This is a genomic window from Candidatus Mycolicibacterium alkanivorans (assembly GCF_022760805.1).
In the GTDB taxonomy this organism is placed as follows: Bacteria; Actinomycetota; Actinomycetes; order Mycobacteriales; family Mycobacteriaceae; genus Mycobacterium; species Mycobacterium alkanivorans.
The window spans coordinates 2,426,153-2,452,044 of record NZ_JAIVFL010000001.1; the positions used below are offsets into that span (position 1 = coordinate 2,426,153).

The 25,892-nt window shown below is 64.3% G+C and carries 18 protein-coding genes; 6 read left to right on the forward strand and 12 right to left on the reverse strand.

All coding sequences use genetic code 11. From position 1 onward, the window contains the following. Nucleotides 1-21 precede the first annotated feature (21 nt). Both K9U37_RS12105 and K9U37_RS12110 read right to left on the reverse strand, forming a co-directional pair. Nucleotides 22-1,425, reverse strand: coding sequence for an FtsK/SpoIIIE domain-containing protein (locus K9U37_RS12105; protein ID WP_243071898.1), 1,404 nt, complete (start codon nt 1,423-1,425; stop codon nt 22-24). Nucleotides 1,426-1,500: 75 nt separating this feature from the next. Next, nucleotides 1,501-1,884 carry an SCO3933 family regulatory protein gene (locus K9U37_RS12110; protein ID WP_243071899.1) on the reverse strand — a complete coding sequence of 128 codons (384 nt, stop codon included), beginning with the start codon at nt 1,882-1,884 and terminating at the stop codon, nt 1,501-1,503. A gap of 374 nt (nt 1,885-2,258) precedes the next feature. Here K9U37_RS12110 and K9U37_RS12115 point away from each other — a divergent pair, with 374 nt between their 5' ends. From K9U37_RS12115 to K9U37_RS20510, 3 genes are all read left to right on the forward strand, one after another. Beyond that, nucleotides 2,259-3,251, forward strand: a complete 993-nt coding sequence (locus K9U37_RS12115) for an NsdA family TPR-like regulatory protein (RefSeq protein ID WP_243071900.1) — start codon at nt 2,259-2,261, stop codon at nt 3,249-3,251. A gap of 29 nt (nt 3,252-3,280) precedes the next feature. Beyond that, entirely contained in the window at nt 3,281-3,988 is a 708-nt protein-coding gene (locus K9U37_RS12120; RefSeq protein ID WP_243073350.1) for a creatininase family protein, read from the forward strand. Nucleotides 3,989-4,051: 63 nt separating this feature from the next. Further along, nucleotides 4,052-4,300: a hypothetical protein gene (locus tag K9U37_RS20510; protein ID WP_372489506.1), complete on the forward strand. Its 249-nt coding sequence runs from the start codon at nt 4,052-4,054 to the stop codon at nt 4,298-4,300. 45 nt (nt 4,301-4,345) lie between these two features. Here K9U37_RS20510 and K9U37_RS12130 read toward each other — a convergent pair whose 3' ends face one another. The 10 genes from K9U37_RS12130 to K9U37_RS12165 all read right to left on the reverse strand — a co-directional run bounded on the left by K9U37_RS12130 (nt 4,346) and on the right by K9U37_RS12165 (nt 22,431). Further along, on the reverse strand, nt 4,346-4,711 hold the full coding sequence (locus K9U37_RS12130) for a hypothetical protein (RefSeq protein WP_243071901.1): 366 nt from the start codon (nt 4,709-4,711) through the stop codon (nt 4,346-4,348). Nucleotides 4,712-4,814: 103 nt separating this feature from the next. Then, a complete protein-coding gene (locus K9U37_RS12135) occupies nt 4,815-6,233 on the reverse strand; it encodes a hypothetical protein (protein WP_243071902.1) in 1,419 nt (472 codons plus the stop codon). Further along, the gene (locus K9U37_RS12140; protein ID WP_243071903.1) at nt 6,233-7,441 is read right to left on the reverse strand and encodes an McrC family protein; all 1,209 of its coding nucleotides are present in this window, start codon (nt 7,439-7,441) and stop codon (nt 6,233-6,235) included. The genes K9U37_RS12135 and K9U37_RS12140 overlap by 1 nt, the downstream gene beginning before the upstream one ends. Next, nucleotides 7,410-9,695, reverse strand: a complete 2,286-nt coding sequence (locus K9U37_RS12145; protein WP_243071904.1) for an McrB family protein — start codon at nt 9,693-9,695, stop codon at nt 7,410-7,412. The genes K9U37_RS12140 and K9U37_RS12145 overlap by 32 nt, the downstream gene beginning before the upstream one ends. A gap of 16 nt (nt 9,696-9,711) precedes the next feature. Then, nucleotides 9,712-13,623 carry an Eco57I restriction-modification methylase domain-containing protein gene (locus tag K9U37_RS12150; protein WP_243071905.1) on the reverse strand — a complete coding sequence of 1,304 codons (3,912 nt, stop codon included), beginning with the start codon at nt 13,621-13,623 and terminating at the stop codon, nt 9,712-9,714. Beyond that, nucleotides 13,620-16,442 (reverse strand): DUF8741 domain-containing protein, encoded by a 2,823-nt coding sequence (locus tag K9U37_RS12155; protein ID WP_243071906.1) that lies wholly within the window; start codon nt 16,440-16,442, stop codon nt 13,620-13,622. The genes K9U37_RS12150 and K9U37_RS12155 overlap by 4 nt, the downstream gene beginning before the upstream one ends. A 5-nt stretch (nt 16,443-16,447) precedes the next feature. Then, the gene (locus K9U37_RS12160; protein ID WP_243071907.1) at nt 16,448-21,589 is read right to left on the reverse strand and encodes a DEAD/DEAH box helicase family protein; all 5,142 of its coding nucleotides are present in this window, start codon (nt 21,587-21,589) and stop codon (nt 16,448-16,450) included. A 178-nt stretch (nt 21,590-21,767) separates the two neighbouring features. After that, nucleotides 21,768-22,046 carry a helix-turn-helix domain-containing protein gene (locus tag K9U37_RS20515; protein WP_372489567.1) on the reverse strand — a complete coding sequence of 93 codons (279 nt, stop codon included), beginning with the start codon at nt 22,044-22,046 and terminating at the stop codon, nt 21,768-21,770. Beyond that, nucleotides 22,043-22,150, reverse strand: a complete 108-nt coding sequence (locus K9U37_RS20520) for a recombinase family protein (RefSeq protein ID WP_372489507.1) — start codon at nt 22,148-22,150, stop codon at nt 22,043-22,045. Before K9U37_RS20520 ends, K9U37_RS20515 begins: the two co-directional genes overlap by 4 nt. Beyond that, complete coding sequence (locus K9U37_RS12165) at nt 22,117-22,431, reverse strand: recombinase family protein (protein ID WP_243071908.1); 315 nt, start codon at nt 22,429-22,431, stop codon at nt 22,117-22,119. The genes K9U37_RS20520 and K9U37_RS12165 overlap by 34 nt, the downstream gene beginning before the upstream one ends. A 180-nt stretch (nt 22,432-22,611) precedes the next feature. On the opposite strand from K9U37_RS12165, the gene K9U37_RS12170 reads away from it, so the two are divergent. The 3 genes from K9U37_RS12170 to K9U37_RS12180 are packed head-to-tail and all read left to right on the forward strand — an operon-like array spanning nt 22,612 to nt 25,518. Beyond that, nucleotides 22,612-23,232: a type IV toxin-antitoxin system AbiEi family antitoxin domain-containing protein gene (locus tag K9U37_RS12170; RefSeq protein ID WP_243071909.1), complete on the forward strand. Its 621-nt coding sequence runs from the start codon at nt 22,612-22,614 to the stop codon at nt 23,230-23,232. Next, the gene (locus tag K9U37_RS12175; protein ID WP_243071910.1) at nt 23,229-24,110 is read left to right on the forward strand and encodes a nucleotidyl transferase AbiEii/AbiGii toxin family protein; all 882 of its coding nucleotides are present in this window, start codon (nt 23,229-23,231) and stop codon (nt 24,108-24,110) included. Before K9U37_RS12170 ends, K9U37_RS12175 begins: the two co-directional genes overlap by 4 nt. A 52-nt stretch (nt 24,111-24,162) precedes the next feature. Continuing rightward, nucleotides 24,163-25,518 carry a hypothetical protein gene (locus K9U37_RS12180; protein ID WP_243071911.1) on the forward strand — a complete coding sequence of 452 codons (1,356 nt, stop codon included), beginning with the start codon at nt 24,163-24,165 and terminating at the stop codon, nt 25,516-25,518. Nucleotides 25,519-25,892: the final 374 nt, after the last annotated feature.

The window sequence follows — 25,892 nt, forward strand, 5'->3', positions numbered from 1 at the left end:
GAATGTCCGACACCGAGCCATTCACCGTGCCGCCTTTCCGATCGAAGGTCGGAAATGCTCGGCGAGATAGTCGATGTCGGCGTCAGTGACATGGAAAGCACGCACCCTGATGGGTTCGGCACGTCCGTCCTGGCAGACATATGCCACGCCGGGAGTCGCCGTCGATATCTCGTCGCAGAGCGCCCCCGCGTCGCGGGCCGCGGCACCCAACACCATGGCGGTCTGAGTGGCCTCGGTCATCCGCATCCCGATCCGTATGGAGAACAACTGCCGGATCGGTAACACGTCCTTCGACGGATCTTGTACTGCCGCGACCACCGAGACCCCGACAGCCCGGCCCTGAGAGAGCAACAGCCCGAGGAGTTGTTCGACTTCGGAACGAACTTTGCGATCGCCGATATAGGCAGTCAGCGAGGCGATCTCATCCACCACGACGACGATCAGGGGCGCCGAGCTAGATGGAGCATGCAAGCGCGTATGACCGCGAAGCCGTTGGGCCCTCTGTTGCATGACCTGAGTCGCTGCCCGCAGTAGCGCCAGTGTGCGCTCGCCGTTGTCGTAGGCGAATCCGGTGAACAGTCGCTGGCCGCGGCCAAACTCCATGCCTCCCTTGGGATCGACGACCAACAGACGCACTGTCCCTGCACGTATGCCTGGCGCGAGTCCGGAGATGAGCGACCAGAGAACGGATCCCTTGCCGGCGCCGGTAGCGCCAGCGACCAGAATGTGATGTCCCAAGACGGGGATACTCCAACGCTTTCCGGACTCGATGATGCCGACATCGATGTTCGTGAGGTCAGCATGGGATTCATGGCTCGGTCGTCGTAACCGAACGACACCGGCCAGGGCATCGCGGTGATGCACGGTGATGTTGACCTCGCCGGGTCTGCGGGAACGAATCGTCACCCGCTCAGCTCGGAAGGCTTCGGCGAGCGCAAGCGTCTTGTTCTGCCAGTCGGCGACCGACTGCCCGACAAGAATCCGAACGACCGCGACGTCACAAATCGCACCAATCGATACCGACCGGAGCGTTGGCACCAGCGTGCGGCCGGCCATCGAGGCCGTCAGACCGTGCAATGTGCAGATGGCCTCCCAGCGGTGCCGATAGATCCACCACGTCCGCCATCGTGACCACATCCTGGCGGTGATCCATTCGTCGAACGACTCGGGCGAGAGGTAGGCCCACGCCGCCAGCGCTGACCCCGATGCGACGGCGAGGAGCAATCCCAGGATCGGCGCGTACCTTAATCCAATCCAGAAGCTCACTAGCAGGGGGAGGCTGATCATCGGAAACAACACCGACCACCAGATGAGGATCCCGAGTCCCTTCGCTAGGCCGGTGACGATCAGCGTTATGGTCTCGTCCCAATCAGACTCAGTGCTGCCTGACGGCTTCGGCTTACGGGTGTTCGAGGAATCAAACATTGCAATCTCCTTCGAGAATCGGGGACTGCATCGCCGCTCGACCGCGGTCCGTGATGCAGTCCCCGACCAACTCGCTCAGGCGGCCGTCTTGCCTGGACCGGCCGACGTTCCTGACGGGGGCACCGTCTTCGGCGGCGCGACCACCCCCGACAGGGGTGCACCTGAAGCGCGGATGGCGTCTGCGCGGTACGCGACACCGCTGCGCCCGTCCTGATTCCAGGGCGACGCGATCAGGCCGTCAACCTGGACAGGCTGAGCTACTGTCACGCCGGGGTCGCCGGCGACCGTCACGGCGATGACTTCGGCGCCCGAGACATCGAGGGCCATCAGTTGGACTTGCCACAGCGGCTGACCCGTTTCGCGGTCGATCCGCGGCTGTCCCGTGTCGAAGGCGACGCGTTGCTCCGGTGCCCGTGTGCAGACGAACGACACCCCGGTTGTGTCAATCTTGAGTTTCATCGGATTTGCTCCTGACCTGTGATTTGTTTGACGTGGCGATCGCCACCAGGTCAGAACACCAGTGCTCTGCCGGTTGCGTAAGGGAGCCGCAGGGAGACAGGGGGAGACCGAAACTGCGCGCCAAGGTGCGGCTAGCGGTGCGGTTGATCAGGCAAAATCGGGGTGTGGCCGACGCTGCAGCTTCACGACCGATGAGCGCACAGCGATTGCGTGCTGCGCGCGCTGAATGGGGCTGGAGTCAGAATGACCTAGCCGCCGAAGTCTTGCGCGTTCGGATAAAGCAACGGCTGAAGGCCATCGATTCTGACTCACTTCGACGACAAATCGTCGAGTTCGAACGTGGGCGTCAGCCAGGGCCGCTTTGGAGGGGGCTCTTGGCCGAAGCGCTCCAGGAGGACGAGGACCGCCTGTTCGGCCTCGCCGTCGATACAGATCTTCCGCGTCCGCTGTTGGTGCAGGCTGAGTTCGACGGCGACGTGCTCGCCGTGATCTTGGAACAGCGTGCAGCGCACATCCGAGCTGAGCACATCTTCGGTCCCGCGTACGCCCGAGAGCTGGTGGACCGTGACTTGACCACGATTGAGGAACTCATCCGCGTTACCCCGCCGGCCGTACGCCCCGAGATACGCCGGGCTGCTGGCCGCATCGCTGAGCTTGGTGGCTGGATCGCCCAGGACAGCGGTGACGCACTGAAAGCCCTGGAGCTGACGACACGAGCAGAGGATCACCTCCGCTCAGCAGACCCCTCGTTGCAAGCGACCGTCCTCATGCGGCGATCCAACATCGTGCTGCGGTCCGACCCGAGGCTGGCGGTCGAACTGGCAGATGGCGCGGCAAGACTCATCAGCGGGATCTCCGTGGGGCGCCTCGCCGCAAGCATTGCGCGTCAGCAAGCGCTGGCGGCGGCTGCGGATCGCGACCGACAGAGCTTTGCCCGGCTCTCGGCGCACGCCGTCCACATCGCACAGATCGAGCCGGTTCCGGACGATCACGCGATCTATGCTTCGCCCGCCTACGTTGCCGGTGAGATCTCCTCGGGACTGATGATGTTTGGCGATGCGGCGAATGCCTTGGAGTTGCTGCGCGAACACCACGGGAGCTGGCCTGGCAGCCAGCGTCGCGATTTCGCCGTGGCTTCGGCTCGCTTGCTGCGAGCGACGATCATGGTCGGCGACTCCCGCACTGCGGTCGAACTGCTTCCCCAGACGATCAGCACGTACTTGTCGGCGCCATCAGATCGGACGCGGCGTGAACTACGGCAGTGCCGCAAGCTAATTCGCGACCGCGCCAGAGCAACAACAACGCTGCCTCTGCAAACACTGCGCAGCAAGATCGAGGAAACTCTGCGAGGAGACTTCAACCTGTGACTCACCACCAAGGAGAGATCGGCTTGGATATGCCGACCACGACAACCGAGGACAGCGAGCCCGAGGCTGCATTGGCGCTGCTTCCGATCGGATCATTCGAGCAGCACGGCCCGTACCTTCCCCTTGTCACCGACACATTGATTGCAACAGCCATCGCCGATTCGATCAGCCGACAGCACAACGTTTTTCAACTCCCAACGCTGGCGTTCGGATGCTCGCACGAGCACGCGGATTTTCCGGGGACGGTGAGCATCAGCGCGACCACGTTGAACAGCATCGTCAACGACCTCATCGACTCACTCAACAGTCAGGGAACCCGCGGCCTCGTCATTGTCAACGCACACGGCGGCAACTATGTGCTGTCGAACGCGGTCCAAGAGGCCAACACCAAGGGCGATATCCGCGTCGGCCTTTTTCCGAGTCGCGAAGTCTGGACGGAAGCGCGTGAAGCCGCGGGCATCACCAGCACTAATCATGACGACATGCACGCCGGCGAACTCGAAACGTCAATCCTGCTCGCCACACATCCCGGTCACGTCCGCGACGGATGGCAGACCGCCGACCATAGCGCGCCCGACCGCCGGCATCTGACAACTGTCGGCATGAGCGCGTACACCGACAGCGGCGTCATCGGCTACCCCTCACGAGCCACCGCCGAGAAGGGCCTTGCGGTCCTCAATCATCTCGGCAAGGCCGTTGGCGAACTGATCGCGCTTCTCGTCGATCCACACGCCTGACGTCAACGCCGTGACGGCTCCCGTCCGCTGGCGCTCCCGTCCGCCGCCACGGACCAAGCTGTCGTGCCCGACAAGCTGAACGAGTTCGAGGCAGCGTTGCCGGTTGTGAGAATTTTCTTTACTGGGATCAAGGAAGACCTGCGCCACTTCTGGTCCTACAAGCGCCGCGGTAGCGGCAGGGCGGCCAAGCACTTCAAGCGCTCGCGGCTCAAGCCGATCATCGAAGCAGCCAAGACGTTGAAGCGCCACGAGGCGCAGGGCTGCTGTCCTACTTCGCCCACCCGATCACCAACGCCGGTGCTGAAGGCCTGAACTCCCGCATCCAAGTCGTCCGCGTCTGCGGTTCAACTCGGTCACTCACCTCCGTCGCAACATCCAGTTGACGATCTTTCCCGCCACCCCCGGTGACGAGCCGCCTTCGCCAGCCCGACCACCTTTCCAACCCGGTCGACCGTCGTCGGCATGCAACTCTTCATCCAGAGATGCTCCGCCCCAATCGAAGTCCTCGGGCTCGGATTCAAGCAGCCACAACAGTTTCTCCAGCATGGCTTCGTATTCGTCGATTCCGCGTCCCGACTTCGAAGTGAACAACAGCCGGCGGGCCCCAAGTAACTTCGCCTCGCGCTTGGTTTGGGAGAGGACAACGTGCCAAGGCAGGCCGGAGCCGCAATCGTGGCGCACAACGAACGTCGCATGCTCGCCCCTGCAAGGGCTTATCGCCACGGCGTCCTCACCACGGCCGCCAGGGTGTGCAATGGACAGAACGACGTAGAGGTTGTCCCGACCACGCGACGGGAAGGCGCCACGGTGGATTCGGCAACGCGCTTCAGGGAAAATAATCCTCAAGCCGCTTCAGCACCTCGACGCGCCTCAAGTCGATCTCTCGACCTTGATAGCTGCCTTTCGCGCGTAGTTCCGTGATGAACGACTGGATCAGTTCACCCGGCGGCAGGACCACAAACGGCAGGTCACCGTCCACCGCCCCAGCCGAAACCTTTGCGACGCTGGCCAACTCAGCGATGAAGTCGAAGTCACCGCGTTCGAGCGCAAGCAGTTCGTCCTGTCCGTTGACGAACCGTTCTTCGAAATCATCCAGGTCACCGCATAGTAGTTGCTCGACGAAGCCGATCATCCGTTCCAAGTTGTCGATCGCGGCGATCACGTTTTGCGGGTACTGGCGCCACCCGTGCGGCTCCGGAGGAGCCAGCTGGCGCACCTTGTCAATCAGCTGCTCTCTACAGTCGTCGTCCCCGAAGATCAGCAGTGAGGCGTGGATCAGAAAGATTGTGCTTGCCCTCGCTCGACGCAGCGCGTCTTCAGCCGACCGCCAGCTGGCGTCGAGGTCGACCCGGTCAAACTCGGCGTCAATCGCGCTCCGGGTCAGACCACGGGACTGGTCAAGGAATCTGCCGTAGCTGCGGATGAATCGCGCCAGTAGTTCTTTGTCGTCTTTGACGATTGTGGCGAGCACTCGCAGGCGGCTCTCAACGGAACCGTCAAAGGCTGCGCCGGGACGAGTCATTGCCTCGCGGTAGCGCCAACTGAAATAGCCGAGGTGCTCGCCGCTTCCCTCCAGGTCGAGCAACTCGAGAAACTCGACTACCTGGCCGGTATCGACATCTTCCGTGACGGCGGCAAACACCGCGTCCACCATCTGGTCTAGGTGCGCGGAGCCGGAATCAGACTCGGCAGCAGCCAGCACCTCAGTTAAGCCGTCATCCTGCTGAATCTCTTCGTCCTGGAGCAGGGCCGCCAGTCGACGCAGGCACTCCTCACGCGAGCCTGTGAAGCCCAACCTGATGAACCAGTCGTAGAACTGACCATTGTCGGCTGGGCGGGAACTCTCGTCCCAGCGTCTGACTCCGAGACCATGCGACTCGACCGCGTCGACGAGCCGCCGCGCGGCAGTCTCCAAGGCATCGAAAACGAGGTAGTGGCCGAACTGGTTGCTTTCCAGATACCAGGCCTCGATTCCGAGATGGCCTGCGTCGTCATCTCCCTCGTTCGGTCTGTCCTCAGGCGCGTACGGAGTGTCCTTATATGCCGGTACGAAGCGGTCGCAGTCGTCCTTGTCCACCGGCTCGTCCGCAAGCTTGATGCAGTCGTCTGCGTACAGGGGATAGACCGCTGCGTTGTAGACGACGCCGGCGTACCCACCGGGCATGAGCCGTACCGGACGAGCAGCCAGCTTGGTCACGAGCCGGTCGCCGTCGTAGACGGCGACATCCACCTTCTTTGATGCCATTACGGCCCCACGCTCAGTGCGCCCGTCGGCGTCGCAACCGTTGCCGCCAGCTGATCGACCTGCCGCAACAGCTCAGCCGGCGGAGCGCTCAAGTCGAGGGCATGGCAATGGATCACCACACCGCTGCCCCGAGCGGTGTGCAAGTCCACTGGCTCATTGCCTTTCGCATACACCAGGTGCCCCTCAGAAAGGCCCAACACGGTGCAGTACGCCAGCATCTGATAGAGATCCGCATTCGGAAAGCCCTCGGGCCGTTCGGCTTTGTACTTGGCATCGACCACCGCACGCACCTCCCCGCCACGCAACCACATCAGGTCCGGCCGCATCACCACCCGGTCGCGCAGGTCGAGGCTCAGGGACTTCTGGCACACGCTGTGGCCACCTTGGGAGTGAAGGGACTCCCGAAGCGCGGTCGTGACGAAGTCTTCGAACACCCGCCACATGTCGAACATGTAGCCGGTAACGGTGAGGTCACCCACGCGGTGCTCGAAAGACTCCGCCGCGAGCACGATGTGGGCAAGGGCCAGTGCCGAGTGGTACCGAGCGTTGAGTCGGCTGCGGTGCCATTTCGGCAGTACCGCGCCGCGTGGCGAAACCGTCACGTCGGCGAGGATGCGCCGCAGTCGCTGCAGGCGGCGACGCGCTACCTCCGCGAGCCTGGGAACGGTGATGAGCCGATTGACGGCCAGCAGCAGCAATTGGTTCTCGGCGATGTCGACAGTGAAGTCGTCGTACTCGACGGCCACCGGGACGGGAAGGCCGTAGAGGCGGGTCATCTGCTCGCCCGCCAGCAGCCGGCCGCGCAGCACCGGCAGCCGGTCGGTGACGGTGCGGTATCCCTGCAAGAGGCCCTGCTCCACCGCGCGCAGGGCAAGCCGGCCGAAGGCCTCTGCCAGAGCAGGCAACAGATCTTCGTCGGCGGAGAGATGCACCAGATCGTCACGCCAGATGCCGAGATCCTTCGCATAGCCGAGCAGGAACACAAGCCGGTTAAGATCGGTGATCTTCGGGCGCACGACGATCTGACGCTCACCGATGCGGACGGCGCCGACTTTGCGGCTGGCCGAGACCTCGAATAGCCCGTGCGTCAGCGTCGGTGTCACGTTCACCAAGGCGAGGCCTTGCAGCGCGAGGTATTCCGCGTCGGTGAGTGCGACGGTCTGGGCGGCCTCGCCCTCAGTCAGCAGCAGCGGTGCCGGCGCCGTCATCGGGTGCTTCCGGAGGGGTTGTGGCCGGGCCGTCATCGGCCGGCGGTGTTTCGCCGACAGGAGCCTTGTTCTGCAGGGCCTTGCGGATGACGTCGAGACCGTAACGGGATCGGACGTCGGTGCCGTCTCCGTAGTGGTGCTCTTCGAGCAGCGGCAGGATTGCGGTGCGCCAGACCCGCTCCAGCCCTTTGTTGCCGGCCTCGTGCACCGCCGACCGCATGAAGTAGGACGGTCCGATCTTGAAGTCGGAATCCTCGATGCGCGAGTTGAGTTCCTCGAGTAGTTCGGCCACTTCGCTGGGACGGTTCGTCGCCTCGAGCCATTTGCGCAGAATCCCGTTGGTTGGGCTCTCCGAGGGATGCAGCGGAAGGAAGGCGAAGCGCCGGCGCATCGCGCCGTCGACGAGGGCGATCGAACGGTCGGCGGTGTTCATCGTCCCGATGATGAGGATGTTCTTCGGCAGCGAGAACGGCTCGGTGTTGTCCGCGGAGTAGAGAAGGTCGATCGCGCTGTCGCGATACTCCAGTAGGAAGTAGAGCTCACCGAAAACCTTGGCCAAATTGCCCCGGTTGATCTCGTCGATGATCAGCACATAGACCGCATCCGGATTGTCCTTGGCCTTGTCGACCAGGGAGCGCAGCGGCCCTGGGGTGAGGGCGAAGCCGACCTGGCCGCCGCCGTGTTCCTTGGGCCGGTATCCCTCGAAGAAGTCCTCGTAGGTATAGGCCGGATGGAACTGGACGATCTTGACATTCGCCCCGGTGGTGAGATGCCGTGCGAGTTCCTGAGCGATGTAGGTCTTGCCCGTCCCTGGCGGGCCGTAGAAGATCAGTTGCGGGCGGTCTCGCAGCAGGTCGACACATTCCTGCAGCCACTCCGTGGGCACGTTCAGACGCGTCGCCAGTTCATCGGTGGCATCCGGAAGGTTCAGCGAGGCAGGCCCTTTCGGTGGCTGCCGATGCTCGGCCAAGGCCACGAGCGTGTCCAAATGCTGGGTGAGGTCCAGAACCTCGCCTTGGGCACTGAAACGAGCCGATACCTCGGCTGGGAGGTCCGCTAACGGCAATGAGCGGGAATACCACCTGACGGTGCGTCTGAGATTGGACCGCTGGTCACTGCTTTTCACGAATTCAGGCGGTCCGGTGATGGTCCCGAAGTAAACCTGTCCCTGACTTACGGTGACAACGAGGTCTTCTGGGTGCATGCGCGCCAGGAAGGCATAGAACTCGTCGAGCTTCTCCTGACGCTGCGCGTAGCCCGAAGAGCGGTAGTCCTCCTCGACGAAGCCCTTGAGCTCATCTTTCGAGACCTCGGGCTCGACGTGACGCAGCAAGCTCGCAGCGAGAGACACCGTGCCTTTCTTTCGCCAAATAGGCACCATGTCTTGGCCTTTGACGTTGGAGCCGTGCACCCGCCAGGCGTGGCGCACCTCGTCGGTGGGAGCCGGATCAACGATGACCGGCGGTTCTTGCCACATCTCCAGCCACGGCGACTTGTATAAATCGACCACGCCGTGCTGGTCCACCATCGCTTCATAAATGAGATGGAGGTCCTCATCGACGTCACCGACAGGCCGACCCAAGTACTCGGGTGCGAAGGTGTCACGGATCAGGCGACGCTGGCCGCGGCTGACGATCGGTAGGAAGAAATCCGGGAAGGCCAGATACAGGAGTGCTTGCCGTTGCGCCCATTGGCCGGACTCGACAGCGTCGACCTCGGAGCGGAAGATCAGCGGCTCGATGAGTGCGTCAACCCTGCGCTGCTCGGAGAGCGACTTGAAGTGTTGGGCGACCGCTATCAGGTACGCCAACTGATTCGGCTTGTTGCCGCCGTACGCGGGTCCTCCGTGAAAGGCATGTCCCTCCAGTAGTGCCTGCTTCACCTCGTCGGGTATCTCGACGGGCGGATCACAGCGGTCCAGCACCGACTGGACTTGTTGAAGTTTCAACTGCCCGCCGAGATTACTGATGGGCAAGACGTTGAGGATCAGAAGCTCGGCGAAGAGCTGGACGGCACCCGATGAGGTTGTCGCCAGCTGCTCGTCGAGCTTTTCGATCAGTCCGCCTGATCCGAGGTTCGGCCGTTCGACGTAGTGGTGCTGAAGCTCAGCAAGATGGTCGGTCGTCCAGATCGGCTGTCCAGGTGTCAGCAGCGAGCCGTCCTGCCCGAAAGCCGATTCGATCAGCCGGCGGCCGATCTTCTCGACAGCCACGGCATCCGGCCGCCCGAAAACACCCACATCGTCAACGCTCACCACAGCGGTCCTCCCCTCAGCGTGCGGTCCCAGCCTTCTCATCGAACGGCGACTCATACGGCTTACCCGTTCGCCCGGCCTCCGCCATCGCGTCGTACATCTCCAAGATCAGCCGCTTGGTTCGGTACTCCCCGTGCTCAGCAATGTCCTTGCGCTTGACGATCGGAAAGGTCTCCATGATGTAGTCGACGTCATTGCGCTCAATGCCGTAGAGATGGAAGAACGCGGCGTCCAGTTCCGCCTTCGCTACCGTGCGGATCGGAGGCGACGACCATTCGGACCGAAGGTAATCGACGCGCCGGATGACCCATTTCCTGGGTGGACGTGCCGCATCCCACTCTGAGCCGAGCGAGAAGACATCAGGACGTTGTGCGGGCAGCTGCATGAAAGTGAAATACTTGAGAGATGTTCCCCCGATCTTCTGGCGTGCGCAATAGTCGTAGACGAACGATGACCACATAGCCTGCAATAGGCCACCCACATCAGCAGCGACGAGCGCTAGCAAGAATTTGTCTCCGACTGCGGCAAGGGGCAAGGCGCCTGCAATCACCGTCCGAACGTCTGTACTCCGGCAGATATCGCGCCAGCCGATCAGCCATTCACCAGTCCAACGGCCCTCGAGCTTAGTGTCGACCTCCCGTCTATCTACCCAATACCTGGGCATGACAACAAAGTTTGGATCCTGCTTCTCTGCAAGCGTGACGTCACGAACCGTGCCGTCACGCTGATAAGTGGCCCAGCGGTGGTCGTAGTGGTGAATCATCTTGGCCTCATACAGCGGCAGCATCTCCTGCTGGCCCTTGAAGAACACATTCCCTCTCAGCGTCCAACTGTCACCCTCAAGCTCATCGCGGGTGCGGAACAGGTGGGAGTCGCTGGTCATGTTGAACAAGCCCTGCATGAACCTCACACCCCAGGGGTTTCCGTCCGGATCCCCCTCCCGGATCAACACCGGCACCCGCCGATAGATACCGAGGGTGATCTCCGCGTCACGGCGGCTGCGGAAGATCGGACATGTCCCGGTGTTCGGGTTCAGCAGCGTGATTTCCTCTGGCGTCAGACTGAACCGCGATCCGGGTCGTTCGAGGTCCGTAGGGTCATGGGCGAAGAACGCGAAATCCGCTTCCGGCTCACGTAAATCTCGACCGGCAAGCGTCAATAGGCAGAACTTATACCTGCTGTCGACCGCTTCAAAGAGAGGCTTGCGATTCTCGAAGTCGTAAAGACTTGAGATGGAGCCGCTCTGCACAAGATTCTTGAAGAAATACTGCGTCGTCGAGTCGGTGGCGATAGCAGTAGGGAGGATCATCCCGGATCTACCTTCGCCCGCCAGTAGCGCGCGTCCCGTCTCCGCAAAGAGGGGGTCGGTCTTGATCCGGCCGCGCCCGCACAGGGGGTAAAGCCCGGAATTCGCCGCGAAGTGACGGACCCCGTCCAGGCGACGCTTCGCGGCCATGTAATCGCGGCCGACCGGCGAATCGCCGGCCAGCAATTCGGTGATCATGCGTTTGCGTTTGGCGCCAGCCGCCTTGGCGATATCTGGATCGCGGGCTTCGAAGTACTCCTGCTCCTTGAGTTCAACGTGCTCCCAGGGCGGGTTGCCGATCACGACGGAGAAACCGCCGTACCAGCCGGTGGCGTCGTTCACGGTGTCGTCATCCGTCGACTCGGTCGGGAAGATGTGCGGGAACTCCAAGTGCCAGTGGAAGAACCGATATTCGGCGGTCAGGCGTTCGATCTCGGCGCGCTGCTTGTCGGTGAGCTTGTCGTCGCCGTCGCTCAGCGTGGTGATGGTGCGCTGGGTGATCGCGGGCGGCGCGCCGAGGCTTTTCGGCCATACGAAGGCCGCGCACCAGGCGTCGGCCGCCAATCGCTGCTGACGGTAAGCGGTCGACTGGGTGTAGGCGCGCAGACGCTGCTCTTGCACATGAACGTCATCCAGTGACAGCGCCGGTGCGGCGACCACCTTCTCCACCTGCTCGGCAAGTTTCGTGTTCGCGGCGACCATGTCGACATCGAAGAGGCTGCCCTGGGCGCTGCGCTCGGCCTTATTCTGCTTGGCCAGGGTGGCGGTGATCTTCTTGTCGTCGCCCTCGATCGGCTTGAACGCCTCATCGGGCAGACCCCCGGCGAGCAGCCGGGGGGTAGCGCCGACGAGGGCGTTGCCGATTCTGATCTGGGCATCTAAAAAGGTCAGGGGCCGGCCCGGGTCGAGAGCTTCCAGCCACAGCGACACCTTGGCCAACTCCGCGGCGAGCGGGTTGAGGTCTACGCCGTAGATGCAGCGCCCGACCACGTCGCGCATCGCCGAGCGCACCGCCTCGGGGGCCGGTTCGGGGTCACCGGTACGCAGGGCGGCCACCCGCTTGGCGATTCGGCGGGCCGCCCCGACGAGGAAATGTCCACTGCCGCAGGCGGGGTCGCAGACGGTGACGCACAGCAGCGCCTGCTCGGGTTCGTCGGACTTCTCGGCGTCGTTCAAGATCGGGTCGAGCGCGGTGTCCAGAAGCGACTCCACCAGTGAGGTGGGGGTGTAGTAGGAGCCGGTGTCCTTGCGTTGGTTGCCCGATGCGACGGCCAGCGAGTAGGTCTTGGTGGCTGGGTCCCAGCTCGGCATGAGTTCCAGCAGTGACTCGTAGATGCTGCCGAGTTCCTCGGCGCCGAGGTTGCGGTAGTCGACGATCCGCATGGCCTGTGACCGGGGTTCTTTCACCAGTGACAGGGAGCGCACCGCGGATTGCAGCGCCTGGTTGCTCAGCGAGCAGTCCATGAGGAAGTCCAGCGCGCCGGTGTCGAATAGGCCGCCGATACCGGGCAGCCCGAGTTCGGGCAGGCCGTCGACACTGCCGAGGCCGCGCCACACGACTTTGAGGGCCTCCCAGCGGTCGCCGTAGCGGCCGCCGCGGCGGCGCCGGGATGTCCGCCGCAACCGCTCGGTGGAGAAGTAGTCGAGGTAGCGACGGCGCACCTGCGGATCAGCGTGGGGATCCAGCAGTGCGTTGCGGTCTTCGGCGACGAAGGTGAACAGCAACCGGTAAGTGACCCGCAGCAGGGCGTGGTTGATCTCCTCGACGGTGATCTGGCCGTCGGCGAGGTCTTGGCGCAGCGTCGCGTTGTCGGGGTGGGTGAGGAATCCCGAGCCGAGGGTGTGCAGTGCCTGGATGACGCCGTCGCGCAGCAGGTTCAGGGCGCGGGAACCGGATTGGATGGCGTCCTGGCGCCAGTGCTCCAGCCAGCAGGAGGCGGGACCGACTTCGGGGTCGCGGGGTTCGAGGCGGGAGACGTGGCACAGCGAGTACAGCAGCAGGAAGTCCGCGAACAGGTCGCCGTCGAAGATCGCTTCCAGGTCGAATTCGACGTAGGCCGACCCCACCAGCGAGGTGGAGTCGCGAATCAGCCGCAGGGTGGTCGCGTTGGCGAGGATGGCCCACAGGTGGTCATCGGAGCGGTTGAGCAGTTCCTGCACCATCGACTGCGGCGAGGCGCCGGCCGCCCCGGCCACGCCCTTCGTCCGGGTGTCCACTGCGACGCGGCCGAGCAGATGGATCGGGACGTTTCCCCACAGATGTGAGATGGGGAAGCTGCGGTCCCCGACGTGCAGGCCGCCTTTCCCGGTGGGATGGACGCGGCCGTATCCGAGCTGGTCGAGCAGCACGAGGGCGAAGCGTTCTCGGGTCAGCCCGGTCGCGGCATCGTTGTCGGGCAGCGCGGCCAGGGCCGCGCGGTAGGTGGTCCAGGCGCCCCGCAAATAGGCCCATACCCGGTTGGCGGCGTCGCGCACGGTTTCGCCGGCGGCGAGGTGAAAGTCTTTGGAGGACAATCCGTCTTGGGTCTGGGCGGCCACGAGTTTGGCGAGCAGGTCGGCGGGCAGCAGACCTCCGACGATGCGGACGCCGACGAAGTTGGTGGATGCGGTGTCGGTGCTCACTTGTCGCCTCCAGCCGGCGGCACGTACACGAAGACGCCGAGAACATCGGCGCCCGGTTCGACGATCACCGTCAGGCCGCGGACCACGTCGGCGGCCGCCTGACGCACCCGGCGGTGCGACTCGAGCAGGCGCGCGGCGAGCTCTTCACCGTGTTCGGCGAGATGCGTGGCGATGTCGGGCAAGCCATCGAGGGCGCGGGTGATGAACTGGGTCGCCTGCGGGGCGGGGACGTTGCCGGACGGTCGGGCGTGCAGCAGCGGAGCCACCGACTCCGGTGAAAGCCAGTGCGGCTTCGCCGGAGATCCTTCGAAGGCGAGCGACGCGACGTCCTCGGCAACCAGCTCGCGGCTGCCGGAGCGGGACGGCAGCTGCAGATGGAAGCGATAGCGGACGATGAGCAGCGTGGTGCGCGTCGACACCGACTTGGTGCGGATGACCGCGCAGCGCCGGGCAGGCCGCTGATCGTCGGCAAGCTGCGGGTCAAGAGCCGATTCCAGGACGTAGTTGGCGACCGCCTCCACCGATGCGTCGGTGCGGGTGAGCACGGCGTCACCCCGGGCAACCGGGAGCTCGGCGGCGAAGTGCAGCGGGTCCTTGCGGCCGGGCGGCAGCGCGTCACGCAGCCCCAGGAGCAGGGGCCCCAGCGTCGCAGTGAATCCAGAGTCGGCGGTGGTCACCGTCGACCGCAAGGCCCGCAGCGCGTGGTCGACGAATTCGGCGACGTCGGTGTTGGTGCCCAGGGTGGCGCGGGTCTCTTTGAGTTCAGTCTCCACTTCCTGTTGTTTGATGCCGTGCTGGGCGTACTTGGTCTGGGCGTTGCGTTCCCGTGCGGCCGCCGACTCCCATTGGTTGTGCAGCGCATCGCGCTTTTCCTCCAGGTCGAGTTCCAGACCCAATTGCTCCGCGTCGCGGCCGCGCAGCAGCAGTCCCTCCATCAGTGCCTCGACAACGGCCTCACTGTTGTCGGGTACCGGTACCGCGACGCCGGTCGCCTTGCGGATCGCCTCATGTTTGCGAAGCAGGACTTCGAGCACGATGCCGTCGATCTGGTTGTCGCGGCCGTAGAGAGTCACCGCGCGCACCGTGTCGGCCCGTTGGCCGAAGCGGTCCACCCGGCCCTCCCGCTGTTCGTGGCGGGTGGGGTTCCACGCCAGGTCGTAGTGGACCACCGCCTGGAAGTTTTCCTGCAGGTTCACGCCCTCCGAGAGGCAGTCGGTGGCTACCAGGACGTGCTGGCCCGGAATCGTCGCCAATTCCTCGATACGAGCGACTCGTTCAGCGGGGGGCAGGGTGCCCGTAACGGCGCGGACGGTGACGTTCTTTCCGAGAGCCGCGCCGAGTTGCTCGGACACGTAGTCGGCGGTGTCGATGAATCGGCAGAAGACGATGGGGTTGAATCCGTCGCCCAGCAGTTCCTTGACGCTTTTCACCAACGCGGCGACCTTTCGATCGGGTTTGCCTTCGAGTTTGAGAGCTTCGGCCCGGAATGCTTGCAGCCGGCGCGATTTGGCATTGCCGGCCTTGGTGTCGGTGTCGGTGTCGGCGCCGGGCGTGGTGTCGACGGCCTCCAGCGCCTCGTCGTCGGCCTGGTCGAGCACGATGGCCCGGCCGATGGCGTCGGCTTCCTCCGGGGAGTCGGCGGCGACCGTCGCCGCCCGGGTCTGCAGGGTCTGAGCCGCCGCCCGCGGCGAGGAGGCCAGCGCGCGCAGCAGCGCCAGCGCGGACCACCAGTTGACCCGCCGAGCAAGCCCGCCTTCGCCGGTGCGCACCGTTTCCCGGGCGTAGTCGAGGACTTTGGCGAATAACGCGTGGTACTCCGGGCTCAGCGAATAGGGCACCTCAGCGGAGAGGCGATCCTTCGGGAACGGGGTGTCCTCGTCGAGATACCGGCGGAGATCCGCGCGGCGGCGCTGCACGAAGTGCCTGGCCAAGTATTCCCGGTCGGCTTTCTTCTCCAGGTCGACGGTGGCCAGCTCGGGTTTCAACAGCCCCAGCAGGTTCCGGAATGCCTCGTCCTTGCCGCTGTGGGGGGTGGCACTGGCCAGGATCAGGTGGCGGGAAGGGTCGGCCGCCAGGTCGCGGACCAATTCATAGCGCTGAGTGCGGCCCGATCCGCTGGTGGTGGAGTCCGCGACGCAAGTGTGCACCTCGTCGACGATCACCAGATCCGGGCAGGTGCGGAGGAACTCGTGGCGACGCCGTGCGCTCTTGATGAAGTCGGTGGACACCACGGTGACCGGGTACCGCTCGAAGATCGACTCCGCGCCGATGAGTCCGCGTTCCAGCCGGCGAACCGTGCTGGGCAGAACGAGTTCCGCTTCGAGACCAAACTTCTCTCTGAGCTCGCCCTGCCACTGCTCGGCCAGCGCGGGGCTGCACAGCACCGTGAGCCCTCGTGCATCACCGACCTTCAGCAGCTCGGTGGCAACCAAAGCGGCCTCGATGGTCTTGCCGATGCCGACGTCGTCGGCGATCAGCAGGCGCACGACGTCCTGGCGAAGCGCCATCATCAGCGGCACCATCTGGTAGGCGCGAGGCTCGACGGCGATCGAGGCCAGGCTCCGGAACGGGCCTGCGGTGGAGCGGAACCCGATCCGCAGCGCGCTGCGTAACAGCGATGCGCTCAGGTGGTCGCCGAGATCCTCCGCGTGCGGCGGCGGGAACGATGCCGGGCTGACACCCTCACTGGCGAGCACCCCGGCGATGTCGTCGTCGATGCCGCCGATGGGCCGCAGCACCAGAAAGTCATCTGTGCTCTCCGGCAGCACCACCCATTCGCGGCCGCGTGCCGTGACCAGACTTCCAGGGGCGAATCCCACAGTGCCTAAACCCTTCCGTCGCCGAATACGTATGAGTGCTCGCGCACCTGAGCCAGCCAGTTTTCGCCGGGATGAAGTCTCAGCACCGACCAGCCGGCGTCGTTGAACATTTCCTCGACCTCTTCAGCGTCTGGCGGGGTGGACTCTTCGACGAACACCGCCAAAGCAGATCCGTCGGCACTGAACGCGAAGTCGGGGCGCACCGTTGCCTGGGCTACCGGTTGCCCGACGTTATCGGGGAGGGCGAACTCGTGCTGCACCAGCAAGTCGATGAAGGCCCGTTGCAACTCGGATTCACACTGCGCCTTGAGCTCTGACGCCTTGTCGCCGCGGGGCTCGTCGTCGATGACTGGCACCGTCGTCGCTTCCGCGAGCCGCAACAGCAGGTCGCGGATCACATGCCGGTCGATCACCGCGTGGTCGGTCTGGTTGCCGTAGGACAACAGGCAGTCATAACAAGCCTTCTCGCATCGTTCCCGGGCACCCTCCGCCCGGCCCAGATCGGTGCCGTCGGCACTGAAATGCATGATCTCCAACGCGGCGAAGGCGACTCGCGCTAAGGCGTCCGGTTCGGTGTGCAGCCGCCGCAACACACCTGCGCCGCCCTCGGCCGACTCGGTAAACAGCATTCGGCCGCGTCCGTCGTTGTCGGGAAGCGCCTCGCTGGACAATTCGGAGTCCTCAAGCTGAAACTCGGCTTCGATACCGCGTTCCAGCGCGTAGCGCAGGCTGGTGGACACGTCCTCGGCGACGGGCGTGTCGAGTCGGACCACGAGGATGTTGCGGGTGTCCTCGACGTAGGGGATCACCTTCTGCTTAGTAGGGACATCGGCGGCGTCGTCCAGCGATTCATCCTGGGGCGTGGTGTCTTCGGCGTCCCGCTCAGAAAGCCAGTTGCCCTTGACGGTGTCGAGCCAGTAGCCGAGGTCTGCCGGATGCTTGCGTCGCCGACGGCCGACATTGGTGACGCGCACCGTCGCAGTGTCGCCGTAGCTGACGGTCATCAGCCCGCCCTCACTATCCCCGACCGCGGCGTCGGAGCGCCCCAGGCGAGGACCGTGCTCGCTGAACCGGTAGGAGGTGTGCAACTCGAAACCCGCTCTGCGGCGTTCTTCCTCGTCGCTGGAGATGCGTTCGCGGCGGCGGGCGAACACCGTCTGCATGCGCATCAGCCCGTACTGGGGCGCGCTCAGCGGTGCCGCGCAGTTCTCGCACACGTCGAGTCCGGGGCGGCGCACGTGATGATAGCCGCACGACTGACAGCGGTAGGCATCCTGGGTGTCGACCGTGCCGATGCCGCCCGAATTCATCGGAACTTGGATGCGCTTAATCTCGTAGCGGGCGCCTTCGTGGTAAATGATTGCGCCAGGCCCGAATTCGCTGATCGCCAGGAAACGTGGGCGTTGCAGGTAGTCGCCGCCCGCTCGGTTGCCGATCGTCGGCCGCACGCCCGGAATGTAGGCGGCCAGCGGCAACCGGGGAAAGCTGTACCCGGGCAGGAATCCCTCGCTGGCGAAGTAACGGTAGGTGTAGAAATCGGAGTGGGTGCGGTCGGTGTCCTCGTTGCGCAGCAGACGAAGCTGACCCTCGGCCTCACGTCGGCGCCCCTCGGCCGCAGTCCGCGCCTGCTTCCTCACCGAGCCGTCCAGCACGATCCGGTTTTGCTCGGCCTGATCGTCGAGCGCAGCTTGATACAGCTCGCGCCACCGCTCGCACGCCCGGTCGAACTCATCTGGTGCATCGGCGATGACGGTTGCGGGCCAGTCCACATGCCACCACGACGTACGTTGCAAATCCTCGATGAGCGGGGCGATCACCGTGGCGGCCCGTTCGGTTGCTCGCCGGATCGCATCAGGGTTGCGGAGCGTCTTGTCGAGGTCCGAAGTCAATGGCATGCCGGGCGATTCGAGTTCCAGCAGCTGGGGCATGCGCGAGTGCAGATCGGCGCCGGTCTCCGACAGCCACAGCGCCTGCAGGTGGGAGGCAAGCAGGGCTTCATTGGTGAGGTCAAGGCGCGGTGGGGCGACTGAGCCGGCGACCATGTCGACGGAACGCCGGAAGTAATACTGGTCATGCGAATTGCCGGTTGCGCAGTAGGTGGTGACCAGTGCGGGTTGGCCCGACCGGCCCGCACGTCCACTGCGTTGGGCGTAGTTGGCGGGCGTCGGAGGGACGTTGCGCAGGGCGACGGCGTTCAGGCTCGCGATGTCGACACCGAGCTCCATCGTGGGTGAGCAGTACAGCACCTTCAATTCGCCTTTGCGGAAGGCCTTTTCACGTTCTTCGCGGTCCGCGGCGGTCACCTGGGCGGTGTGTTCGCGGGCGTACATGCCGACGAGTTCGGGTGCGGTGTGGCGGTAGAGCTCAAGGAAGAAGGGGTTGACCCGGGTGCCCTGATCCGGGTCGAAACCCTTCCGCAGCGGATCGGGTGCGCCGGTGACACCCTCACCCCGCTTCCAGATCACCGCCGAGGCCTTCAGCCGGTAGTTCGGTCCCGACAGGCCTTCGACGTCCACGGTTGTCAGAAGGCCCGCGCGGTCGAGAACTTTGAGGAGATCTTCGATCACCTTTTGGGAGTCGGTGGTGTCCATCTGCTCGCCGCCGAGGGTGAGCCCGCTGGACTCGCGGATGTACCGTCCCAGCGCGGTCCGCCCGGTCAGGCGGGCGATCGACCGCAGGGCGCCCGGCTTGCCTGCCGCGGTGGACACCACCGCTGGCCGGGGCCGAGGCTCGTGCGGGGGAATCGACCATAGTCCTTGCAGGTGCTGATCGGATTGCCGCTTCACACGATCGAATCCGTCGTCGGTCAGGCAGTCGATGGCGACCGCAAGATCGCGCCGGAACTCGTCAAGAATGATATGGCACAACTCTTTTCGCTGGATGGCGGTGGCGTTGCGCAGCGGTTCATAGGCCTGCTCCCAGAGCGCGGTGTCGGCCGCGATTTCGGGGAGCGACTCGTACTCCACTACAAGCAAGCCGGTCTGCTCCAAGTTGGGCATCGTGACCCGCCAGCCGCGTTGAAGGTCGGAGTACAAGCGGTACTCGATGAACTCCTTGAATGCGCGCTCGGCCGACGACCGGGCGCCGTATACGGCCTCGGGGTTGGCGGCGTAGTCCTCGAATCGCAGGCCCAGGCTCTCGACCGCTCGCTGCGCGACGTCCTCGTGGTGCAGGCTTCCGCTCTGCAATGCCCGGTAGACGGCTCCGCGAAGCTGAACCATCTGGACAAAATCATTGAAGTGCCCGGCCTGCAAGCTCGCATCCTGACGGTTGTCGACGAAGGTCAGTAGTTTGCGTGACTCCTCGCTGAGTTCGCCGGGTGGGATCTTGTCCAATGAGCGCACGATCGAAGTGCTGAGCACCGAAACCGCGGAACTTCTACCCTCGGCGTCCAGCGTCGCCAACTTCGCGAAGTCACTTCCTCGGGCTTGTTCGTAGGACACCTTGCAGCGCAGGCAGAACCGGAACGGAGCCGGGACGAACGCTGCGTCGATGCCAGCGCCGGTGACCTCGGTTCCGCCGACGTCGACTCGGACCCGGCGCGGCAGATATTGGCGGCGGCGTTCGGCGACTTGCCCGTCAGCCAGCCAAGAGTCGGGCAAGCGCCCCTCTGGGAGCGGGTCCGCCGGCCACGGCTGATCGGTCGAGATATAGAGGTAGCCGTTGGCCTGGTCTCCTCCGCTGGCGTCGCGGTCACGCCGCGGGCGGTAGATCACATCCGAGTCCTCAGAGGACCGTGCGACCACCAGATACTCCTGACCGCACTCCCGGCAGAAGGCCAACGGTATCAGGACGTGATCGGGCCGATCGGGCACCGCGATCTGGTACTGCGACGTGATGTGCCGCCGGGCCTCGTTTTCCAGCGACACATACACCGTGTCGCCTTTCGAGAGGAACTGGTGCAACCGGAAGGCGAACAGCGGTCTGCCTGTGACCGGGTGTCTAGCCGCCGAGCCGGCCAACAGTGTGGTGCGAATCGCTTGGGCGCACTGATCCACGGTGCGCCCGGTGAGGTCCGCCAGGCGCGCTGCGGAATCCCGCACTCTGGCCGGACGCTGCCGGATCACCCGGCCCGAATTCTCTTCGATCGCAAGCCCGAACGTCGTCTCGATCCAGGACGCCAGCGACGAATCAGCCAGACCCTCATAGCCGCCTGCGGCGCCACCCGCCTGAACCTCTCGGGACAACTGCGCGATGTCGTCGGGATCGCCAGTAGTGGCATGGTCAAGTGTCTCGCCGATAACACGGTCAGCCGTGACCTCCGCGCCGAACAGGCCCGTCGCGACTTCGGCAACAACCCGGCGCTGGTCGGCGTCGGTCCCGGCGCTGGCCATCGTCGCGGAGGTGCCGACACACTGCATAGCCGGCGACTGGCAGGCATCTCGCACCCGGCGAACCAGCATGGCGACGTCGGCGCCCTGGCGGCCGCGGTAGGTGTGCAGCTCATCGAGAACCAGGAACTCCAGGCCCTTCGCCGCGTCGACGAGCTTTCGCCGCTCTTCCGGCCGGGTGAGCATCAACTCGAGCATCACGTAGTTGGTGAGCAAGATGTCGGGCGGGTTGCGGAGGATAGCTTCGCGGCGCTCGCCTTGCTCCTGACCGGTGTAACGGGCAAAGGTCACCGGCTCGTTCCCCTCGCCGTAGCCGAAGCGCAGGAACTTCTCGAGCTCACCGACCTGGCTGTTGGCCAGGGCGTTCATCGGGTAGACGATGATGGCCTTGACTCCTGCCTGGCGCGACTGTTGGCGGAGCACCCGGTCGACAATCGGGACGATGTAGGCCAGCGACTTACCGGAGCCAGTGCCCGTGGTGAGCACGTAACTCTTCCCGGAGCGCGCGGTCTCGATGGCCTCGCGCTGGTGGCGGTGCAGGGTGATCGGCCGGTCGCCGGCGTCCACCAGGTCTGCCTTGGGGCGGAAGATCCTGGCGCACTCGGGGTGCAGCAGGTCGTCGGCGACCAGTTCGTCAATAGAGCCGCCGGCGGCGAAAGTCGGGTTCAGCGACAGCCACGGCTCAGGCCATTGCTTGCCTTCGGCGAGCTCGTCGTCGACGTACTGCTTGATCCGCGGGTCCCGCGGCTCGACGGCGCTGGTGGTGAAGGATTTGTAGTCGTCGATCAGCTCCTGATGGACCCGAAAGATGTCCATACAACTCACCTCCCTTCGGGATAACTCTCCTACCCCGGGCGCACCCCCGCGGCCGCGCATCCGGTCACCTTGCCCCATGCCTGACTGGCACGTACGGCCCCTGACCAAGGGGTCACGACGAACATACCGGCGGCTCGTCGCTTTGGGGCTCGTCTTTGCCGCTGCTTGGGCTACCGCGTCATCCCATCATCGACTCGGTAAACGATCCTGGCCGTGTTTGCGGTAAAAGGTCGTCGACAGCGATGACGTGGGGTTCGGTCCAGAGCTGCCGGTTACCGCTCGCGCTCCATCGCCGACCCTCCAACATCCGGTACACGGTCATGCGGGACACCTTATGAACCCGAGCTAGTGACGCGACAGTGTCACCGTTGGCGTGGGCGCGGCGCACAGCCACGACCTGCTCGGGATCGAGCTTGGGCTTCGCGCCGCCGAGTGAGCAGCCGCGCTGGCGGATCAGCTTGCGCTGGCCTCGGCCCGTTCATGTTTCAGGCCCAGCTCGTACTCGGCGACGTGGGCCAGGATGCCCATCACCATTCGCCCGCAGTCGGTGCTGGAGTCCAAGCCATCGGTCTGCGAGCGGACGACGATGCCCCGGTCGTGCAAGTCCTTGATCGTGGCGAGCGGAGGGCGTCACGCCCGAGCCGGCCGAGCTTCCAGACGGTGAGGGTGTCGCCGGGTTTGAGCTCGGCCAGCGCGGCGGCGAGCTGAGGCCGGTCGTTGCGCTTACCGCTCATGGTCTCGGTGAAGATCGGTGCGCAGCCCGCCGCCTGGAGCGCGGCGACCTGCTGTTCGGTCGTCTGTTTGCTGGTGGTCACTCTGGCATAAGCGACGTTCTTGGTCATGCCGCCTAATGGCACACGGTTATGTGACAGCCCCACTTGGGTTTTCACGCACCGACGCGGCCTGTCGCAAAACGCTTAACATCTGTGACACCAGTTCGCTGTGGGACCGGGAACCGCGTCCAGGCGGGGGTTCAAACTGTCAGGCAGGCGACTGCATGCGAGTACCGTCCGCTGTCGGTATTGTGTGCAGAAACGTATCTATTTGATACGATTGCGCACATGGCGATCTGGGATCAGCTTGTTGAACTTGCCGCCGAGCAACATGGCTACGTCACGACTCGGGACGCGCGGGATATCGGTGTGGACCCCGTGCAGCTTCGTCTTCTGACGGCACGCGGACGTCTTGAGCGTGCCGGTCGTGGTGTGTACCGGGTGCCTGTCCTGCCGCGCGGTGAGCACGACGATCTCGCAGCCGCAGTGTCGTGGGCTTTGGGGCGTGGTGTTGTTTCGCATGAGTCGGCCTTGGTGCTTCACGATCTTGCCGACGTCAACCCGTCGCGCATCCATCTCACCGTCCCGCGCGACAACCATCCCCGCGCGGCCGGGGGTGAGTTGTACCGGCTCCACCGCCGCGACCTTCAGGCAACCGACATCACGTCGGTCGACGGCATACCTGTCACGACGGTTGCGCGCACCATCAAAGACTGCCTGGACACGGGCACCGATCCCTATCAACTTCGGACGGCGATCGAGCGGGCCGAAGCTGAGGGCACCCTGCGCCGCGGGCCGGCGGCTGAGCTGCGCGCCGCCCTCGATGCACCCGCCCGTGGCCGGGCTCGCGCGAAGCGGGCGTCGGCATGAACCAGCCCTATTCGTCGCCGCCGACGAACCTGCGTTCATTGCGAGATCGGCTCACGCAAGCAGCGCAACGGCAAGGTGTGGTGTTCGGCCGGCTGCAGCGCCACGTCGCGATGATCGTCGTCGCACAGTTCGCAGCCATGCTCACCGACGACAACGGCGCTCCGCTGCTATTGGTCAAAGGCGGATCGTCGCTCGAACTGCGTCGGGGGATCCCTGATTCGCGAACGTCCAAAGACTTCGACACTGTCGCACGTCGCGATATCGAAGAAGTCCATGAGCAGCTGGCCGAGGCGGGCGAGACGGGGTGGGAGGGGTTCACCGCGATCTTCACCGTCCCCGAGGAGATCGATGTTCCCGGCATGCCCGTGAAGCCGCGACGATTCACCGCCAAGCTGAACTACCGCGGCAAGCCTTTCGCATCTGTTCCGATCGAGGTCTCCACCGTCGAAGCCGGCAATGCCGACCAGTTCGACACTCTCACTTCGGATGCCCTGGGCCTTGTCGGGGTCCCCGTGGCGGTATCCGTGCCGTGCATGACCATTCCGTGGCAGGTCGCGCAGAAGCTCCATGCGGTCACCGCGGTGTTTGAAGCGCCCAGGGTCAACGATCGCGCTCACGATTTGGTGGACTTGCAGCTTCTGGAAGGGCTGCTGCCCGACACCGATCTCTCGCCAACGCGCAGCGCGTGCATCGCGGTATTCGAAGTGCGCGCTCAGCATCCATGGCCGCCGAATGTGACCGCACTGCCGCACTGGCCGCCGATCTACTCGGGAGCGTTGGAAGGGCTGGATCACCTTGAACTTGCTGCGACGGCAGAGGAGGCGGCCGGGGCCGTGCACAGATTCGTCCACCGGATAGATAGGGCGACGAAAACCTGATTGTCGGTGTGGTGCGTTACACCTGATGTGACAGCCGAAGAAAGGCACCGAAGTGGCGGACGACGAGCACGGCGAAGTAGAGAACGTGGGGAAGTGGATCGACCGATTGGAGGCGTTCGCCTCTTCACTGGACGACATCGAGGGCGAGAGTGCGACAGATTTCGCCGACAACGCCCTGGAGGCATGGCAGCACCTCACGCTGTCGAGCGTTACCGGCGTAAACCCTTCTGCTCTAGTCATTTTCGAGGCGCTCAATGCGCTGGCGAAAACATCGACAACCATGATTATGGACTGGGCAGACACACCAGACGTCCGGGATCGTTACACGAGGGATTCCGCTCAGCGGCTTATGGAAGATGCTTTGCGCGATGTCCTGTCGGAGCGGAAGGGCTGGCTGACCGGGGGCCTGCCATCGTCGGATGAGATCCAGCAGCGGTTTGCCGCCGTTGCCGCTGATCTCAAGGAGTCCCTGGACGTACTTGGAAGGCGGACGGCCGAGATGGACGCCGAGGATACAGAAGCGGCAGCCGATCCATACGGAGCGATTCTGTTGCATCGCGACCCAAGCCGATCCGACGCACCCATCTTCGAGCGACTGTGTTCGTTCACCAATGAAGAAAACACACGCTATCGCGATGCGTACGAACGGCTTCGGCGGATGATTGACAGCGAGCTGCTGCAACACATCTCCGACGAAAGCGACCGATTGTGCGACGTTCTGGTCGGCGTTCTTGGTGAGCTCCAGAGCCAACGCGTAACACTATCCGACCAGGACGCCATGGACGAACGGCGGCGCAGAATCCGCTCAGCGCTTATCTCTTTCACCGCCGCGCTACAGATCCACGAGTATCAGACGATCCGTAGCGCGCGACGAACCCTCAGCCTCGACCGCTCGCAGGTGGAGGAGGTCAAAACACTCTTCGACGGTCTCAAGAAGATGTCTTTCGAGTACCGGTGGCTGGAGGCTTTGCGTGATGCGTTGCAGCACGGTGACATTGACGCGTTCAAGTGGAGCTTCAACGCGAGTGTCTGTGACAATCCTGAGGTCAAGATCAACATGGACCGGGCTTTCATGCTGGAGTTCATCAACGACAACCGGAACAAACCCTGGCTCAAGCGTCGCGAGCTAGAGGAGTTGGATTCCGATCCCAGCGTCCTGGACATGATCAAGGCGATTCAGCCCCTCATGGGTCCGCTTCAGGAAAAACTGGACAACGTCATGTATCCGAACGTTGCCGAGGACGCCGCAACCGTCCGCGAGCTGATCGGCCGATTCCAGGGAAGGCGCGGTATGTACTTGCTGCAAACCGGTCCTGGCTTCACCCGCCGTCAGTTGGCTCCGTCCCAAACACCTCTCGCACCGCGGGTGCTGCACTTCGCCGACACGTATGGGGCGAGCGCTGTCTAGTCTAGGCGCACCCCGAACCGCGCCGGGCGGGCGAAGGGCAACCGCCTATGCCCGGCCGCGGCGCGGTGCCCCGGCGAGTCTCCTTCGTAAGTTGCGCGCCGGGGTGCCGCGACCACCACCGCGCGAGCCGCCACACGTTGAACGGCCAGGCGGCCCACGGTCGAGCGTGGGCCGCGCTCGTCGCGCAGCGGGCCGTCGGGGCGGCAAGAACCGTCACGCCGTCGACCGGATCGACCCCTACCCCCAGAATGTTGGTGGGGGAGGTGAGGTGACTTCCGCCCGCGGTAGTCATGATTTTTTATTGCGCGGCCGAAAAATTCGGCGGCCGCGGCCCGAGGTAGCCGATCGACGGGTGTCGGCCGGGTGCAGCGGGC

Excerpts from the sequence above, each read along its gene's own strand:
- K9U37_RS12165 (WP_243071908.1), bottom strand. The coding sequence starts at position 22,431 with ATGACCAAGAACGTCGCTTATGCCAGAGTGACCACCAGCAAACAGACG.
- K9U37_RS12140 (WP_243071903.1), bottom strand. The coding sequence starts at position 7,441 with ATGACGGCGCCGGCACCGCTGCTGCTGACTGAGGGCGAGGCCGCCCAG.
- K9U37_RS12160 (WP_243071907.1), bottom strand. The coding sequence starts at position 21,589 with ATGGACATCTTTCGGGTCCATCAGGAGCTGATCGACGACTACAAATCC.
- K9U37_RS12175 (WP_243071910.1), top strand. The coding sequence starts at position 23,229 with ATGAACCAGCCCTATTCGTCGCCGCCGACGAACCTGCGTTCATTGCGA.
- K9U37_RS12135 (WP_243071902.1), bottom strand. The coding sequence starts at position 6,233 with ATGGCATCAAAGAAGGTGGATGTCGCCGTCTACGACGGCGACCGGCTC.
- K9U37_RS12110 (WP_243071899.1), bottom strand. The coding sequence starts at position 1,884 with ATGAAACTCAAGATTGACACAACCGGGGTGTCGTTCGTCTGCACACGG.
- K9U37_RS12120 (WP_243073350.1), top strand. The coding sequence starts at position 3,281 with ATGCCGACCACGACAACCGAGGACAGCGAGCCCGAGGCTGCATTGGCG.
- K9U37_RS12105 (WP_243071898.1), bottom strand. The coding sequence starts at position 1,425 with ATGTTTGATTCCTCGAACACCCGTAAGCCGAAGCCGTCAGGCAGCACT.